Source organism: Chromobacterium subtsugae, from assembly GCF_001676875.1.
Classification (GTDB): Bacteria; Pseudomonadota; Gammaproteobacteria; order Burkholderiales; family Chromobacteriaceae; genus Chromobacterium; species Chromobacterium subtsugae.
In genome coordinates this window covers 221,414-234,971 of record NZ_JYKA01000001.1, presented here as the reverse complement: position 1 = coordinate 234,971, position 13,558 = coordinate 221,414, and the positions used below count along the sequence as shown (strand labels likewise).

Genomic DNA, 13,558 nt, shown 5'->3' with positions numbered 1-13,558 from the left:
GGCGCGGGGCGTCAGTCCAGGCTGCCGGCGATGCCGGAGTAGAGGCTGAAGCCGCCGATCAACAAAAACAACAGGGCCAGCAGCAGGCGGTAGCCGCGTCCGGGCTTGAGCGCGGGCGGCAGCTCGCGGCTGGCCAGCCAGTACAGGCCGGCCAGCATCGCCGGCAGCAAGAGCGCGTTGGCGACCGAGGTGGCGATGGACAGCTTGACCAGGTTGACGCCGGACGACACCAGCGCGCCGGTGCCGATCAGCATCAGCGCGAAGCTGCCGTAAAACCACGGCGCCTCCAGCGGACGCCGCGCCAGCGATTCGCGCTTGCCCGCCAATTCGCCCAGCGCCCAGGCGCTGGTCAGGCACACCACGATGGTAGCCACCAGCGCGCCGCCGGACAGTGCCAGCGCGAACAGCAGCCGGCCGCCGGCCGGGCCCAGCAGGCGGGTGAAGCCGCCGGCCAGCTGCGGAATGGTGTCCAGGCTGGCGCCGCCGCCGCCATGGCCGAAGGCGACCGCGGCGGCGATCAGGATGCCGGCGGTGATCACCTGGCACAGGATGGCGCCCAGCAGGGTGTCCAGCCGCGCCGGCCTGAGGTCGGCCAGCGTCAGGCCCTTGTCCAGCAAGGCCGACTGCTGGTAGCAAATGGTCCAGGGCATGATGCAGGTGCCGATATTGGCGGCGGCCAGCAGCAGGAAATCGTGATTACCCAGCGGCAGTTGGGTCAGCTGCGCCAGCATCTGGGCCGGATCGGGTTTGGCCAGCCAGGCTTCGGCCAGGAAGGCCAGTTCGAACACCCCTAGCGCGATGGCGGTGCGCTCCACCGAGCGGTAGCTGCCGGTGCACACCATGAGGAAAATCAGCGCGCCCAGCAGGCTGATGGTTTGCCACACCGGGATGCCGAACAGCTGGCCGACGCCGGCCAGGCCGCTCAGCTGGGTGGCCAGCGCCCCCAGGCAGCTGAGCAGCAGCACCGAGGCGGAGGCCCGCTCGGCCCGGCGGCCCCAGCGCCGGCGCACCAGCTCCCCGTAGCTTTTGCCGGTGCCCAGCGCCAGCCGTATCGTCAGCTCCTGCACCATGTACAGCAGCGGGATCAGCAACAGCAGCAGCGGCAGCATCCGGTAGCCCCAGTGCGCGCCGCTTTGGGCGGCGGCGATCACGCTGCCGGTTTCGGTGTCGGCCAGCATCACCACCAGGCCGGGGCCAAGCGCGGCCAGCAGGTGGCGCAGGCGGCGCAGCGTCGACGGTGGCAGCGACATGTCGGCCCCGCTCATGGCTTGCCGCCCGCCGGGCCGTTTTTCAGGTCGCGCAGCAGTGCCGAATCGGGCGACAGCACCAGCACCGGCGCCGAGTCGGCCAGCGACTGGCGGTAGGTTTGCAGCGAACGGTAGAACTTGTAGAACTTCGGGTCCTTGCTGAAGGCCTGGGCCAAGATGCGGCCAGCCTCGGCGTCGGCCTCGCCGTGGGTGATGGCGCTTTGCCGCTGCGCTTCGGACAGGATCACGGTGCGGTCGCGGTCGGCCTTGGCCTGGATCTGCTGCGCCCATTCCGCGCCTTGGGCGCGCAATTCCTTGGCCTCCTGCTGGCGGGCCGATTTCATCCGGTCGTAAATCGCCTGGCTGGTTTCCAGCGGCAGATCGGCGCGGTGCAGCTGCACCTCGGTCACGTCCAGCCCCAGCGGGCGGGCGCGTTCGGTCACCTCCTGCTGGATGCGCGCGACGATGGCGAGGCGGCGCGGCGACAGCAGGTCTGACAGCGGCGCCTTGCCCAGCTCGCGCCTGAGCGAGGTGCTCACCAGTTGGGTCAGCTGCGCGCGCGCCTGCTCCTCGGTGCGCAGCGCCTGGTAGAAGCGCAGCGTGTCGGCGATGCGGTAGCGGGTGTAGGTTTCCACCTCCAGCCGCTTCTCGTCGCCCAGGATCACCTGTTCCGGCGGCGGGGCCAGCATCTGCAGCCGGGTGTCGTAGTACTGTACGCTATCGATCAGCGGAAGCTTGAATTTCAGCCCCGGCTCGCCGTCCACGTTGACTGGCGCGCCCAGCCGCACCACTAGCGCCTTTTGCCCCTCGTTCAGCGTGTACTGCGCCGACAGCGCCAGCCAGACCGCGGCGATGCCGGCCACCCAGCCGATTCCGCGCCATTGCTTGTCCATCAGCGGTTCTCCTTGCCGGCCTTGGGTTTGTCCTGCAATTGCAGCAGCGGCAGCACGCCGCTGCCGTTCTTGCCGCTGCCGTCTATCACCACCTTGCTGGCCTTCTTCAGCATGTCGTCCATGCTTTCCAGGTACAGCCGCCAGGCGGTGACGTCCTTGGCCTGGGCGTAGGTCTGGTATACCGAGTCGAAGCGCTTGGCCTCGCCCTGGGCCAGGTTGACCACCTGGCTGCGGTAGGCCTCGGCCTCCTGGCGGATGCGCTCGGCCTCGCCGCGCGCCTTGGGCAGTATGTCGTTGCTGTAGGCCTGCGCCTCGTTGCGGGCGCGCTCCTGGTCGGCGCGGGCGCGCTGCACGTCGTTGAAGGCGTCGATCACCGCCGCCGGCGGGTCCACGCGCTGCAGCTGCACCTGGGTGATCAGGATGCCGGCCTGCTGCGCGTCCAGCCGCTGCTGGATCAGGCCGCGGGTTTCTTCGGCCACCTGCTGGCGGCGGTTGGACATGGACGCCTGGATGGGGGTGTGCGAGATCACTTCGCGCAGCGCGCCCTCGGCGGTGATGCGCAGCGCCTGCTCCGGCTCCTTGGCGCTGAACAGGAAGCGGCCGGCGTCCTTGATGCGCCAGAACACCGCGCAGTCGGCCTCGACGATGTTTTCGTCGCCGGTCAGCATCTGTTTCTCGCGCGGGTCGGCGGCGTCGGGCGGCGAGCCCTCGTACAAATTGGCCAGTTTCAGCTGTTTGATCTGGGTGACTTTGGGCAGCTGGATGGTTTCCACCGGCCAGGGCAGGTGGTAATGCAGGCCGGCCGAGGTGGTGTCGCTCCAGCGGCCGAAGCGCTGCACCACGCCTTGTTCGTCCGGCTCCACCCGGTAGATGCCGGAGGCGAGCCAGCCGGCCGCCAGCAGGCCGCCGAGCAGCAACAGGCCCTTGCCGCGCATGCCCAGCAATTGCAGGGCGTGGTCCAGGCGCTGGCGCAGGGCGGCGGCGGAGCTGTCCATGGAGGAGTCATGGTTTTTGGGCTGTGGAGGCTGGCTGGGCATGGCGGGCTCTTGATATTTTGACCACGGTGTATGTGTGGTTTAACGCGGTGGATGCCAAACGGATGACATCTATTGCCAATTTAGTCGATGATCCGCGGCAGGGAATGGCAATGATGGCGGCGCCTTCTATCTTAATTGCATATTTGCGCGGCGCGGACGTATGCTGGCTGCCGGGCCGCAGCCGGCGAAGGGCGCCGGACATGCGTTGCCTGCCTGAAGGGGCTTGTCGATGCAACCATTGACGCGATTATTGTTGAAAATAGCCGGCGGCCTGCTGACGCTGGTCATCTTGGGGAATGTGCTGGAGAAATCGGTGCTGAGCTGGACGGTGATCAATCCCGGCTATACCGGCATCAAGATCAACCGGCTGGTGGACCGCGGTATCAGCAAGGAAAACGTGGTGACCGGCTTCGTGTTCTTCAATCCCATCCAGAGCGTGGTGGTGGTGTATCCCACCTTCGTCCAGCGCGAAGTATGGACCCGCTCGGCCACCGAAGGCAGCGCCGCCAACGAGGAGCTGAGCTTCAACACCAAGGATTCGGTGCCGGTTTCGATAGACGTGGCGGTGTCCTATCTGCTGCGCGCCGACAAGGTGCCGGAGTTCTACACCCGCTTCCGCGCCGACGACATTTCCAACTGGACCCACGGCTACCTGCGCGACACCGCGCGCAACATCGTGGTGGCGCTGGGATCGGAATACAGCTTCGACGACGTCAACGGCGTGAAGAAGGAAGAGTTTCTCGGCCGGGTGGCGGCGGAGCTGAACCGGCGCACCATGCCGATAGGCGTGTCTATCCAGCAGTTCGGCCTGGTGGGCGCGCTCAGGCCGCCGCCGGAGCTGGCCAATGCGGTGAACGCCAAGACCAAGGCGATTCAGGACTCCATCCGCACCGAGAACGAAGTGCGCGCCGCCACCGCCGAAGCTCGCAAGAAAGTGGCCATCGCCGAGGGCGAGGCGGCCGCCAACCGCGCGCTGGCCTCGTCGCTGGATGACAGGCTGCTGGCCTGGGAAAGGCTGAAGCTGCAGCGCGCCTACATAGACAAATGGAACGGCCAGATGCCCAGCGTGGTGGGCGGCGGCGAAGGCGGCGGCATGCTGCTCAACCTGCCGGCGCCGACGCAGAAATGACTGCGGCAGATCAAATCGCGGCGGCTGAGTTGACGTTAGCATGAGTCGTGGCCGGCTGAAGCCGGCTGTACCCACCCGCCAAGGAGGCTGAGATGTTTCCCGAATACCGCGATCTGATTTCCCGCCTGAAAACCGAAGACCCGCATTTTGGCCGCCTGTTCGATTTGCACAACCAGCTGGATCAGCAGATCAAGAACATGGAGGCGCGCATCATCCAGGCTTCGGCGCTGGAAATCGAAAACCTGAAAAAGGAAAAACTGAAGCTGAAGGATGAGTTGTACGTGTTGCTGAAGGCGCATACCTCCTGAGCGAGCCGTGGCGCCAGGCCGTTGCGTGCGAAACCGGAGCCTTGCGCTCCGGTTTCGCATTTCCCCTCAGCGCGTCGGGAAAGTTCCTACTAAAACTAAAAAACAATTTCAGACGACGGGGAAGTCCTCCATGCATTTCGATGAAATCCACAGCAGCCATTTCGTCACCCTCAGCCGCACTCCCTTGCCGCATACGCTGATCGAGCAGGCGCTGGTCAATATCGGCGGCGGCGGCAACGACGGCATGAATTTCCGCAAGCAGGCGCTGGCCGCCGCCGGCTGGAGTTACGACGGCCTGGTGCCGTTCGCCAAGCATCCTGACAAGGCCGCCCAGGCTTTCAACCGCCTGCGGACGGCATTGGCGTCCTATACCAGCGCGGAGGCGCTGATGGCGGCGCTGGAGGCCGAATAAGCCGGCATTGCCAGCGTTTGGCGCGCTGGCGCACAATAGCGCCGCGCCGGAATCCCCCGGCGCTGGCGCGCCCCGCGGGTAGGCGCCGACTGAATCGCCAGGAGGCGCAATGGGCAAGCGGGTTTTCGGCAGCATCGATTCTTTTGTGGAAAGCTCGGAAACGGATCTCAAGCTGGGGCGGCTGGTCGCCAACTTCGGCTTTCTGCGGGCTTTGCTGCGCTACGCCGAGTTCGACGAATTCCACCTGTTTTGCCCGGCGCTGGACAATCTGAAGCTGGTGCAGCGGCGGCTGGAAGCCTGCGTCGACGACGCGCTGCTGTCCCGGGTGGTGTTGTCGCATCATCTCAATGTGCCGGACGCCTTGTCCCGCACCGACTTTTCCGCTTTCCACCTCGGCGACTGGTACTGGTACCTGCCCAAGATGGCGCGCCTGCGCGCGCGCCATGCCAGCCATCCGCTGCCGCTGACCGCGCCCATCCACAGCCTCAACGGCGGCGACATGTTCGACAAGGTGGCGGCGCTGACGGCCGCGCCGCTGCGGCCGGGCGACGCGCTGTTCTGCACCTCCACGCTGGGCCGAGGGGTGGTGGAGCGCCATCTCGATCATGCCTTGTCGTCCGGCGCCGGCAACCGCCCGGCCTGCCGGCTGCTGCCGCTGGGAGTGGAGGAGGAATACTTCGTCCGCCGCGACCGCGCGGCGTGCCGCCAGCAACTGGGGCTGGAGGCCGGCGCTTTCCATCTGCTCTACGTCGGCCGCCTGTCGCCCGCCACCAAGGCCGACCTGGTGCCGCTGCTGTACCTGTTGGCGCGTTTGCGGCTGGAGGCGCCGCGCGTCGATTGGCGGCTGCTGCTGGCCGGCGGCGCCGCGGCCAGCGATCTGGACAACCTGCGGCAGGCCGCGGCGGAGTTGGGGCTGGACGGCGCGGTCACGGTGCTGGGTCCGGTCAGCGACGCGGACAAGCACGCGCTGCTGGCGGCAGCCGACGTGTTCGTGTCGCCGGTGGACAATTATCAGGAGACTTTCGGCATTTCCATCATCGAGGCGATGGCCGCCGGCTTGCCGGTGGTGGCTTCCGATTTCGACGGTTACCGCGATCTGGTGCGCGAAGGCGAGACCGGCTTTCGCATTCCCACGCTCGCCACCCAGCCGCCGCGGGTGGCCGGCGACATGCTGGAGGTGCTGGAGGACAATCTGTCCTCGCTGCTGCACGCGCAAGGCGTGGCGCTGGACATGGAGGCGTTTGGCCGGCGGCTGCTGGAGCTGGCCGCCGATCCCGCGCTGCGCCGCCGGATGGGCGAGCGCGCTCGCGCGGTGGCGTTGGCGGAATATTCCTGGCGCGCCGTGATCCAGGGCTATGACGCCGCCTGGCGCGAACTCAAGCGCGAGGCCGACGCCGCGGGGCTGCAACCGTGGACCGGAACGCCGCGGCCGGACATGCGGGACATATTCCGCGATTATCCGACGCGCCATCTGGAAGGCGGGTTGGCGCTGGAGTTGACCGCCTTGGCCCACGCGGTGCTGCGCGGCGAGCTGCCGATGCCTGCCACCTATGCCGAGGTGGCCTTGCTGAGCAGCGGCGAGCTGCTCAGCCACACGCTGCGGACGCTGCTGGCCGGCCCGCAAACGGTGGCGGCGGTGCGCAGCCAAGTGCAGGCCAGCCTGGCGGTCGCCGCCGACCACGTCGATTACCAGCTCGGCTGGCTGCTGAAGTACGGCCTGCTGCGGCTGCTTGCCTGACGGCGGCGCGTCAGTCGCTGCGGTAGCGGCGGCGGATGGCCTGCAGGCGGCCGTCGGCGCGGATGCGGTTGAGCGCGTCCTGCAGCTGTTTGACCCGTTCCGGCGGGGTGGCGCGGTTGAGCGCGAACCAGTACTCCAGCTTGCCGTCCAGCAGCAGGACCGGGGCCACCGCTTTTTCGGTTTTTCCTTGCAGGCGCAGCTGCCAAGCCATCGCCCAGTCCAGCATGGCCACCAGGTCCAGCCGTCCCAGCTGCAGTTTCTTCAGATTGGTGGCGTCGCTGTGGCCGATGTCCAGCGCGCTGCCGGCTTGCAGGCCCAGCGCGGCGAGCTGGCTGGCGGCGGCCGATCCGGCCAGCGCGCCGTTGTGGTAGCGCAGCAGGTCGTTCGGCGAGGCGATGCGGATGTCGTCGCGCGCGGCCAGCCGGTACAGGTAGATGCGGCGCGGCCCGATTGGCCCCACCCACTGGAAGTGCTGCTCGCGCTCCGGCGTGCGCACGATGGTGTACAGCAGGGTGTCCGGCGTGCTCTCCACCTTGGCATAGGCGCGCAGCCAGGGCAGAACGTCGATGCTGAGCTTGAGGCCGGCTTCCTTGGCGACCAGGCGCAGCACCTCGGTGGAGTAGCCTTGGACGTTGTTGTTCTCAAGGTAGTTGAGCGGCGGCACGTCTTCGGTGTAAGCGTGAATGTCCGCTGCCGCTACTGCCGCCGCGCACCAGCAGCAAGCCGCCGCCAAAACCATCGCGATCTGTCTGGCCACTCTGTTGTTCCCCGATCCCGCTTGTTGTCGTTGCCATAGTGACTATCAGCATAGGAAAGCAAGATTACCATTTTGGCGGCGGCGCGCAGAGGGGGTCAACTGTGGCGGCGGAAGCTCAGCAGCAGCACGTCGCGGCTGCCTTCGCGCGAGGGGTCGAGCTGGGCCACCGGGGTGACGCCGTGCAGCACGCGCTCGTCGTTGACCAGCGCGATGTCGAGGGGATCGCTGAGCGTGAATTCGGCCAGCGGCTGGTGTTCCAGATCGTACAGCTCGGTGGCGCCGTTCACCAGGTTGCGCCGCCGCACCATCATCATCAGCAGGAAGTGCACGCCGTCGCGGTGTATGCCTTCCGGGGTGGGCTTGCCGCGCTCGCGGTTGCGCGCCTCGATGCGGAACTGGTGCGCTTCGATATGCCAGCGGGTGTAAGGCGACAGCTTGCCGAATATCGAGCAGCCCAGCTCCAGCACCGATTGCATGGTGGCGCCCAGCAGGATTTCGTTGCGTATCGGCTCGAAGTGGCGGGCGACGCCGCCGTTGAGCGGATTGTACTGCCGGCTTTGGTAGTGGGGCTGGTGGGCTTCCGCCCGCGCGCGCCGCGCCGAGGGCTCGGCGCTGAGGGTGGCGTGCAGCCGTTGGCGGTAGCTGCCGCCGTCGGCCATGAACTTGTCTTGCCGCAGGTGGTTCCAGCTATCCTGGAACGCTTCCCAATCGGCCAGCGCGCGCGGGTCCTGCAGCAGCAGCAGATCGCGCGACAGCGCGGCCGGCAGCAGGCAGAAGTCGCGGCAGGCCATTTGGCGGCACAGGGCTTCCAGTTGCGCGTCCCGGTCTTGCAGCGCTTGCGGGCGGGGCGCCGTCGGGGTGTTGGCCATGGTTTGTCTTCCTGATTCTTGTTGTTCGCTTGTCGATTGATTTTGCGACATATGAATTTAAAAACAAACACATTTATTCATATTGAATTTTACGATGCCGGGCCATCGTCGTTGCCAGGCTGTGCGGCGCGATCCGGCTTGGCGGGAATGGCGCAATGCTGCAAGATTGCCGGGCGGCGCGCGCTGGCGCCATGGTGCTTCCATCACATTACAAGGAGTGAAACAGCTTTATGAGCCTCTGGTTTCCTGTCATCCGCCGTTTCATCGTCGTCCGCATGCTGCTGGCCAGGCCGCGGCTGGTGTGGTCGGCGCTGTTCGGCGCGTTAGTGATCCTGGCACTGCCCCATGTAGCGGCCATGCACGACGTCACCCGCTATATCGTCGGCTGGAATGCCGGCGCTTGGCTGTATCTCGCGCTGGTGGCCTGGATGATGTTCGGCCCGCGCCAGCAGCAGATCCGCCATTGGGCGCGGCTGGAGGACGAGGGGCAGTGGCTGGTGATGCTGCTGGTGGTGTTGGCGGCGATCGCCAGCCTGGCGGCCATCGTGCTGGAGCTGGCGGTGGTCAAGGACATGAAGGGCTGGCTGCGCGGTGCGCACATTCTGCTGGCGGTGTTGACGCTGCTGTCGTCATGGGCGTTCACCCATGTGATGTTCGCGCTGCATTACGCGCGAACCTTCTATGCCGAGCATGCCCGCGGCGGTTCGGGCGGATTGGAGTTTCCCGGCACCCGGCTGCCGGATTACGCCGATTTCCTCTATTTCGCCTTCATCATCGGCACGTCGGGCCAGACCGCCGACGTCAGCTTCACCGACAGCCGCCAGCGCCGCGCCGGAACCGCGCATTGCGTGCTGTCTTTCTTCTTCAACGCCACGGTGCTGGCGCTGATGATCAATATCGCCGCCGGACTGATCTAGCCTGCCGCGGCATGCGAAACGCCACCTCGACGGGTGGCGTTTTTGCTTGCGCGGCGCGCTTCAGGCGGCTGGCGGCTCGGTGTCGATGAAGGACTGGCGGGCATACAGCCTTTGCAACAGCGCGTCCAGATTGGGGTGGCTGGCGCGCCAGTCCAATTCCGGCGCGCGGAAGTCCAGGTAACCCAGGCAGCAGCCGACGGCGATGTCGGCCAGGCTGTAGCCGTGGCTGGTGCACCACGGCTTTTCTCCCAGATCCTGCGACAGCGTCGCCAGCGCGCGGGCGATCTTGCCGCGCTGGCGCTCCACCACTTCCTCCATCTGCTTTTCCGGCGGGCGGCGGCGCTCCAGCACGATGGCCACCATCGCGTCGATGATGCCGTCGGCCAGCGCCTCCCAGCGGCGGGTGCCGATCAACTGGCGATTGTCTTGCGGCAGCAGCCGCGACACCGGCGAGCTGTTGTCCAGGTATTCGACAATCACCCGCGAGTCGTACAGCGTGGAGCCGTCGTCCAGCTCCAGCACCGGCACCTTGCCCAGGGGGTTGTACTCCGGGACGCGGCTGTCCGCGCTCCAGGGCGTTTCCTCCTCGAGCGGGCAGTCGATTTTCTTTTCAGCCAGCACGATGCGGACCTTGCGGGCGTAAGGGCTGGTCAAAGAAGCGATCAGTTTCATGTTCAGGGGCGATGGGGAAGTCGGAAGGGGCGCCGGCAAGTGCCGGCCAGAGCTTACTTTAGCGCAAGCCGGCCGGGGCTGAAAGCCTTACTTGAGTTCCACCTTGCCGCTGACCTGCAGTTGCAGCTGGGTCTGACCCGGCTGCAGGTCGGGCTGGCTGACGTTGGATTCGGCGCCGGCCACCGCGGCTTTCATCATCATCACCGGCGGACGGAAGCCGTGGTTTTGCTGGCCGATATCCAGTTGCTGGATGTTGACGGCGTTTTTGCCCAGCGCGCGCGCCGCCACTTCGGCCTGGTTTTTCAGGTTGGCGATCGCTTCCGGAATCATGCCCTGCTCGGCGTTGCGGCGTGCTTCGTCGGAGACGCCGAATTGCACGCCTTCCAGCAGCATGGTCTGTTGCAGTTTGGCGATCAGCTCGGCGGCCTGGGCAAAGTCCTTGCTCTTCAGCTGGATCTCGGAGCGGCCTTGCCAGCCGGTGATCTTGCCGTTCTTGTCGTAGCTGGGCCAGGTGCTGTAGCTGCCGCTGGACAGTTGCACGTCCTTGTAGCCGCGGCCGATGGCCAGGCCGTTGGCGGTGGCCTTGTTCAGCCTATCGGCCAGTACCGCGGCCTGGCTGTTGCTTTGTTGCACATACAGGGTGGCGCTGATCTGGTCGTTGGCGATGTCGCGCTGGGCGCTGGCCGACAGGTTCAGCTGGATGCCTTCGGCGGCGGCGGGAAGGGCGGCGGCCAGCAGGCAGCACATCAGCATGGGTTTGAGGCGGGACTTTTTCATTCTGGCTCCTTGGCGAGGTGTGCGGGAAGTAGACTCCGCTTCGATCGGCTTGGCAAGAGCGGGTTCCATGCGGCCGGCGTGAAAATGACCGGCCGCTAATGCGAAACGGCCCGCGAGGGGCCGTTCGGACTGCCGCTGTTGCGGCGGCTCAATCTATGTATTCGTAGCCGGGCAGGGTGAGGAATTCGACGAAGTCGTCGGAGGTGGTCAGCAGGTCGAACATCCTGGCGGCGTCCTCGTATTGTTTGCTCCAGCGGCTGCCGTACTCGTCCTTCAGCTTGGCCACTTCGCGCGCCTGCAGTTCGCGGAACAGCTCCAGCGTCACCTTGCGGCCATCGTCCAGCACGCCTTTGGGGCTGCGCAGCCACTGCCAGATCTGCGAGCGCGAGATTTCAGCGGTGGCGGCGTCTTCCATCAGATTGTGGATCGGCACGCAGCCGTTGCCGGAAATCCAGGCGCCCAGGTATTGGATGCCGACATTGATGTTCATGGCGAGGCCGGCTTCGGTGATCGGCGTTTCCGGCTGGAAATTCAACAGGTCGGCGGCGGTTACGGCCACGTCCGGGCGCTGCTTGGCGATCTGGTTGGGCGCGTCGCCCAGCACCGCGCTGAAGGCGGCGTCGGCGATAGGCACCAAGCCCGGGTGGGCCACCCAGCCGCCATCGTAGCCGTCGGTGGCGTCGCGGTCCTTGTCGGCCTTGACGCCGGCCAGCGCCTTTTCGTTGGCGGCGGCGTCGTTCTTGATCGGGATCAGCGCCGCCATGCCGCCGATGGCCGGCGCGTGGCGCTGGTGGCAGGTTTTCAGCAGCAGCAGCGCGTAGGCGCGCATGAAGGGCACCGTCATGGTGATTTGCGCGCGGTTGGCCAGGCAGAAGTCGCGGTTCTGCCTGAATTTCTTGATGCAGCTGAAAATGTAGTCCCAGCGGCCGGCGTTGAGGCCGGCGGAATGCTCGCGCAATTCGTACAGGATTTCATCCATTTCGAAGGCGGCGAGGATGGTCTCGATCAGCACCGTCGCCTTGATGGTGCCTTGCGGGATGTTCAATTCGTTCTGGGCGAACACGAACACCTCGTTCCACAGCCGCGCTTCCAGATGGCTCTCCATCTTCGGCAGGTAGTAATAAGTGGCGCTGCCGTGTTCGCGCAGGTGGCGGATGTTGTGGAAGAACGACAGACCGAAGTCGAACAGGCTGCCGGACACGATCTCGCCGTCTACCTTGACGTGCTTCTCCATCAAATGCCAGCCGCGCGGGCGCAGCAGCAGAGTGGCGATGGTGTCGTTCAATTTGTATTGCTTGCCCTCGGGGCTCGCGTAGGAAATGGTTTTGCGGTAGGCGTCGCGGACGTTGATCTGGCCGGCGATCTGGTTGTCCCAGCTCGGGCAGTTGGAGTCCTCGAAGTCGGCCATGAAGCTTTTGGCGCCGGAGTTCAGCGCGTTGATCATCATCTTGCGCTCCACCGGGCCGGTGATTTCCACGCGGCGGTCCAGCAGGTCCTGCGGCAGCGGCGCGATTTTCCAGTTGCTTGCGCGCACGGCGGCGGTTTCTGGCAGGAAGTCCGGCAGCTTGCCAGCGTCCAGCTCGGCCTGGCGCGCGGCGCGGGCGGCGATGCGCTCGCGGCGCGTCGGCTCGAAGCGGCGATGCAGCTTGGCGACGAAGGCCAGCGCCTCGGGAGTGAGGATTTCGGCGTAGGCCGGGGTGATGTCGGCGAAGATTTCCACGCCCTGCGGAAGGTTGACTGCCATGCGCGCGCTCCTGAGTAGAGAAGATGACATGATGATGCTGCAATGCAATGTTTGACAGTCTATTCGCCAGCCAAGTAAAAAGAAATGGCATGAATTGCACAACATTTTTTACTTTTAGGTAGCGAATGAGCGAGCTGAAACAGCTGGAGACCTTTGTCGCGGTGGTGGGGCTGGGCAGCCTGTCGGCCGCGGCGCGGCAGTTGGGCGTGGTGCCGGCGATGGTGGGGCGGCGTTTGGACGCGCTGGAAGAGCGGCTGGGCGTGCGCCTGCTGGCGCGCAGCACCCGCCGCGTGGCGCCGACGCAGGAGGGCGAAGCGTTTTATGAAGACTGCCAACGAATACTGGCCGATCTGACAGAGGCGGAGGCTGCAGCGGCATCCGGCAGCGGCAAGGCGCGCGGCCATCTGCGGCTATCGGCGCCGGCCGGTTTCGGCCGCCGCCACGTGGCGCCGCATGTCGCCGATTTCCAGCGCCTGCATCCGGAAGTGAAAGTGACGCTCGACCTGTCCGATCGGCTGGTGGATTTGCAGCGCGACCGCATCGACTGCGCGATCCGCATCTCCGACCTGGCCGATTCCGGCCTGGTGGCGATCCGGCTGGCGGAGAACCGCCGCGTGGTGGTGGCAGCGCCGGCCTACCTGGCCGAGCATGGCGTACCGCGCGCCCCGGCCGATCTGCAGCATCACCAGTGCCTGTCGCTGGGAGAGAGCCAGAGCCGCGGCTGGAGCTTCGCCGTGGATGGCCGGCCGGTGAACCTTAAGGTGGCCGGCGCGCTGGAGTGCAATGACGGCGCGGTGCTGCACGACTGGGCGCTGCAAGGCCTGGGCCTGGCCTGGCGCTCGTTGTGGGAGGTGAAGGAGGACCTGTCCGAGGGGCGGCTGCTGACGGTGCTGGACGATTTCGCCTCGCCCGATTACCCGGTGTGCGCGGTGGTGCAGCAACGGCGGCTGCTGCCGGCGCGGGTGCGCCGCTTCGTCGATCATCTGCGCGCCGCCTACGCGGCGCCCGGATATTGGGATTGAGCGCGCCGCCGCCTCTTGCTAAGGTACGGGCTGCCC

General features: G+C 66.2%; 14 protein-coding genes. 6 read left to right on the top strand and 8 right to left on the bottom strand.

Features of this window, described 5'->3' with window-relative positions; all coding sequences use genetic code 11:
• Window positions 1-11: 11 nt before the first annotated feature.
• From MY55_RS01120 to hflK, 3 genes are read right to left on the bottom strand one after another with little or no spacing between them, the layout of a single operon-like run.
• Entirely contained in the window at window positions 12-1,265 is a 1,254-nt protein-coding gene (locus tag MY55_RS01120; protein ID WP_080509338.1) for an NRAMP family divalent metal transporter, read from the bottom strand.
• A complete protein-coding gene (gene hflC, locus MY55_RS01115; RefSeq protein ID WP_043574514.1) occupies window positions 1,262-2,140 on the bottom strand; it encodes a protease modulator HflC in 879 nt (292 codons plus the stop codon). Before hflC ends, MY55_RS01120 begins: the two co-directional genes overlap by 4 nt.
• Window positions 2,140-3,135, bottom strand: a complete 996-nt coding sequence (hflK, locus tag MY55_RS01110; RefSeq protein WP_043574515.1) for an FtsH protease activity modulator HflK — start codon at window positions 3,133-3,135, stop codon at window positions 2,140-2,142. The genes hflC and hflK overlap by 1 nt, the downstream gene beginning before the upstream one ends.
• A 271-nt stretch (window positions 3,136-3,406) precedes the next feature.
• Between hflK and MY55_RS01105 the strand changes: the two genes are divergently transcribed.
• The 4 genes from MY55_RS01105 (at window position 3,407) to MY55_RS01090 (ending at window position 6,764) form a co-directional block, all read left to right on the top strand.
• Window positions 3,407-4,306 carry an SPFH domain-containing protein gene (locus tag MY55_RS01105; protein WP_043574517.1) on the top strand — a complete coding sequence of 300 codons (900 nt, stop codon included), beginning with the start codon at window positions 3,407-3,409 and terminating at the stop codon, window positions 4,304-4,306.
• Between the two features lie 92 nt (window positions 4,307-4,398).
• Entirely contained in the window at window positions 4,399-4,614 is a 216-nt protein-coding gene (locus tag MY55_RS01100; protein ID WP_043574518.1) for an HP1242/YdcH family protein, read from the top strand.
• Between the two features lie 130 nt (window positions 4,615-4,744).
• A complete protein-coding gene (locus MY55_RS01095; RefSeq protein WP_043574520.1) occupies window positions 4,745-5,026 on the top strand; it encodes a hypothetical protein in 282 nt (93 codons plus the stop codon).
• Window positions 5,027-5,135: 109 nt separating this feature from the next.
• On the top strand, window positions 5,136-6,764 hold the full coding sequence (locus MY55_RS01090) for a glycosyltransferase family 4 protein (RefSeq protein WP_043574523.1): 1,629 nt from the start codon (window positions 5,136-5,138) through the stop codon (window positions 6,762-6,764).
• A 10-nt stretch (window positions 6,765-6,774) separates the two neighbouring features.
• Here MY55_RS01090 and MY55_RS01085 read toward each other — a convergent pair whose 3' ends face one another.
• Both MY55_RS01085 and MY55_RS01080 read right to left on the bottom strand, forming a co-directional pair.
• On the bottom strand, window positions 6,775-7,521 hold the full coding sequence (locus MY55_RS01085; protein ID WP_230623351.1) for a substrate-binding periplasmic protein: 747 nt from the start codon (window positions 7,519-7,521) through the stop codon (window positions 6,775-6,777).
• Between the two features lie 95 nt (window positions 7,522-7,616).
• Window positions 7,617-8,390: a 2OG-Fe dioxygenase family protein gene (locus MY55_RS01080; RefSeq protein WP_047243459.1), complete on the bottom strand. Its 774-nt coding sequence runs from the start codon at window positions 8,388-8,390 to the stop codon at window positions 7,617-7,619.
• Between the two features lie 230 nt (window positions 8,391-8,620).
• Between MY55_RS01080 and MY55_RS01075 the strand changes: the two genes are divergently transcribed.
• Entirely contained in the window at window positions 8,621-9,307 is a 687-nt protein-coding gene (locus MY55_RS01075; protein WP_047237790.1) for a DUF1345 domain-containing protein, read from the top strand.
• Between the two features lie 60 nt (window positions 9,308-9,367).
• On the opposite strand, the gene MY55_RS01070 is transcribed toward MY55_RS01075, so the two are convergent.
• The 3 genes from MY55_RS01070 to aceB form a co-directional block, all read right to left on the bottom strand.
• Entirely contained in the window at window positions 9,368-9,979 is a 612-nt protein-coding gene (locus MY55_RS01070) for a glutathione S-transferase (protein ID WP_043574528.1), read from the bottom strand.
• A gap of 87 nt (window positions 9,980-10,066) precedes the next feature.
• Window positions 10,067-10,756 (bottom strand): SIMPL domain-containing protein, encoded by a 690-nt coding sequence (locus tag MY55_RS01065; RefSeq protein ID WP_052877973.1) that lies wholly within the window; start codon window positions 10,754-10,756, stop codon window positions 10,067-10,069.
• Between the two features lie 148 nt (window positions 10,757-10,904).
• The gene (aceB, locus tag MY55_RS01060) at window positions 10,905-12,500 is read right to left on the bottom strand and encodes a malate synthase A (RefSeq protein ID WP_043574533.1); all 1,596 of its coding nucleotides are present in this window, start codon (window positions 12,498-12,500) and stop codon (window positions 10,905-10,907) included.
• Window positions 12,501-12,625: 125 nt separating this feature from the next.
• On the opposite strand from aceB, the gene MY55_RS01055 reads away from it, so the two are divergent.
• On the top strand, window positions 12,626-13,522 hold the full coding sequence (locus tag MY55_RS01055; RefSeq protein WP_043574535.1) for a LysR family transcriptional regulator: 897 nt from the start codon (window positions 12,626-12,628) through the stop codon (window positions 13,520-13,522).
• Window positions 13,523-13,558 lie beyond the last annotated feature (36 nt).

What these genes read in the sequence shown, in the direction of transcription:
- MY55_RS01120 (WP_080509338.1), bottom strand. Translation starts at nt 1,265, where the DNA reads ATGAGCGGGGCCGACATGTCGCTGCCACCGTCGACGCTGCGCCGCCTG.
- hflC (WP_043574514.1), bottom strand. Translation starts at nt 2,140, where the DNA reads ATGGACAAGCAATGGCGCGGAATCGGCTGGGTGGCCGGCATCGCCGCG.
- hflK (WP_043574515.1), bottom strand. Translation starts at nt 3,135, where the DNA reads ATGGACAGCTCCGCCGCCGCCCTGCGCCAGCGCCTGGACCACGCCCTG.
- MY55_RS01105 (WP_043574517.1), top strand. Translation starts at nt 3,407, where the DNA reads ATGCAACCATTGACGCGATTATTGTTGAAAATAGCCGGCGGCCTGCTG.
- MY55_RS01100 (WP_043574518.1), top strand. Translation starts at nt 4,399, where the DNA reads ATGTTTCCCGAATACCGCGATCTGATTTCCCGCCTGAAAACCGAAGAC.
- MY55_RS01095 (WP_043574520.1), top strand. Translation starts at nt 4,745, where the DNA reads ATGCATTTCGATGAAATCCACAGCAGCCATTTCGTCACCCTCAGCCGC.
- MY55_RS01090 (WP_043574523.1), top strand. Translation starts at nt 5,136, where the DNA reads ATGGGCAAGCGGGTTTTCGGCAGCATCGATTCTTTTGTGGAAAGCTCG.
- MY55_RS01080 (WP_047243459.1), bottom strand. Translation starts at nt 8,390, where the DNA reads ATGGCCAACACCCCGACGGCGCCCCGCCCGCAAGCGCTGCAAGACCGG.
- MY55_RS01075 (WP_047237790.1), top strand. Translation starts at nt 8,621, where the DNA reads ATGAGCCTCTGGTTTCCTGTCATCCGCCGTTTCATCGTCGTCCGCATG.
- MY55_RS01070 (WP_043574528.1), bottom strand. Translation starts at nt 9,979, where the DNA reads ATGAAACTGATCGCTTCTTTGACCAGCCCTTACGCCCGCAAGGTCCGC.
- MY55_RS01065 (WP_052877973.1), bottom strand. Translation starts at nt 10,756, where the DNA reads ATGAAAAAGTCCCGCCTCAAACCCATGCTGATGTGCTGCCTGCTGGCC.
- aceB (WP_043574533.1), bottom strand. Translation starts at nt 12,500, where the DNA reads ATGGCAGTCAACCTTCCGCAGGGCGTGGAAATCTTCGCCGACATCACC.
- MY55_RS01055 (WP_043574535.1), top strand. Translation starts at nt 12,626, where the DNA reads ATGAGCGAGCTGAAACAGCTGGAGACCTTTGTCGCGGTGGTGGGGCTG.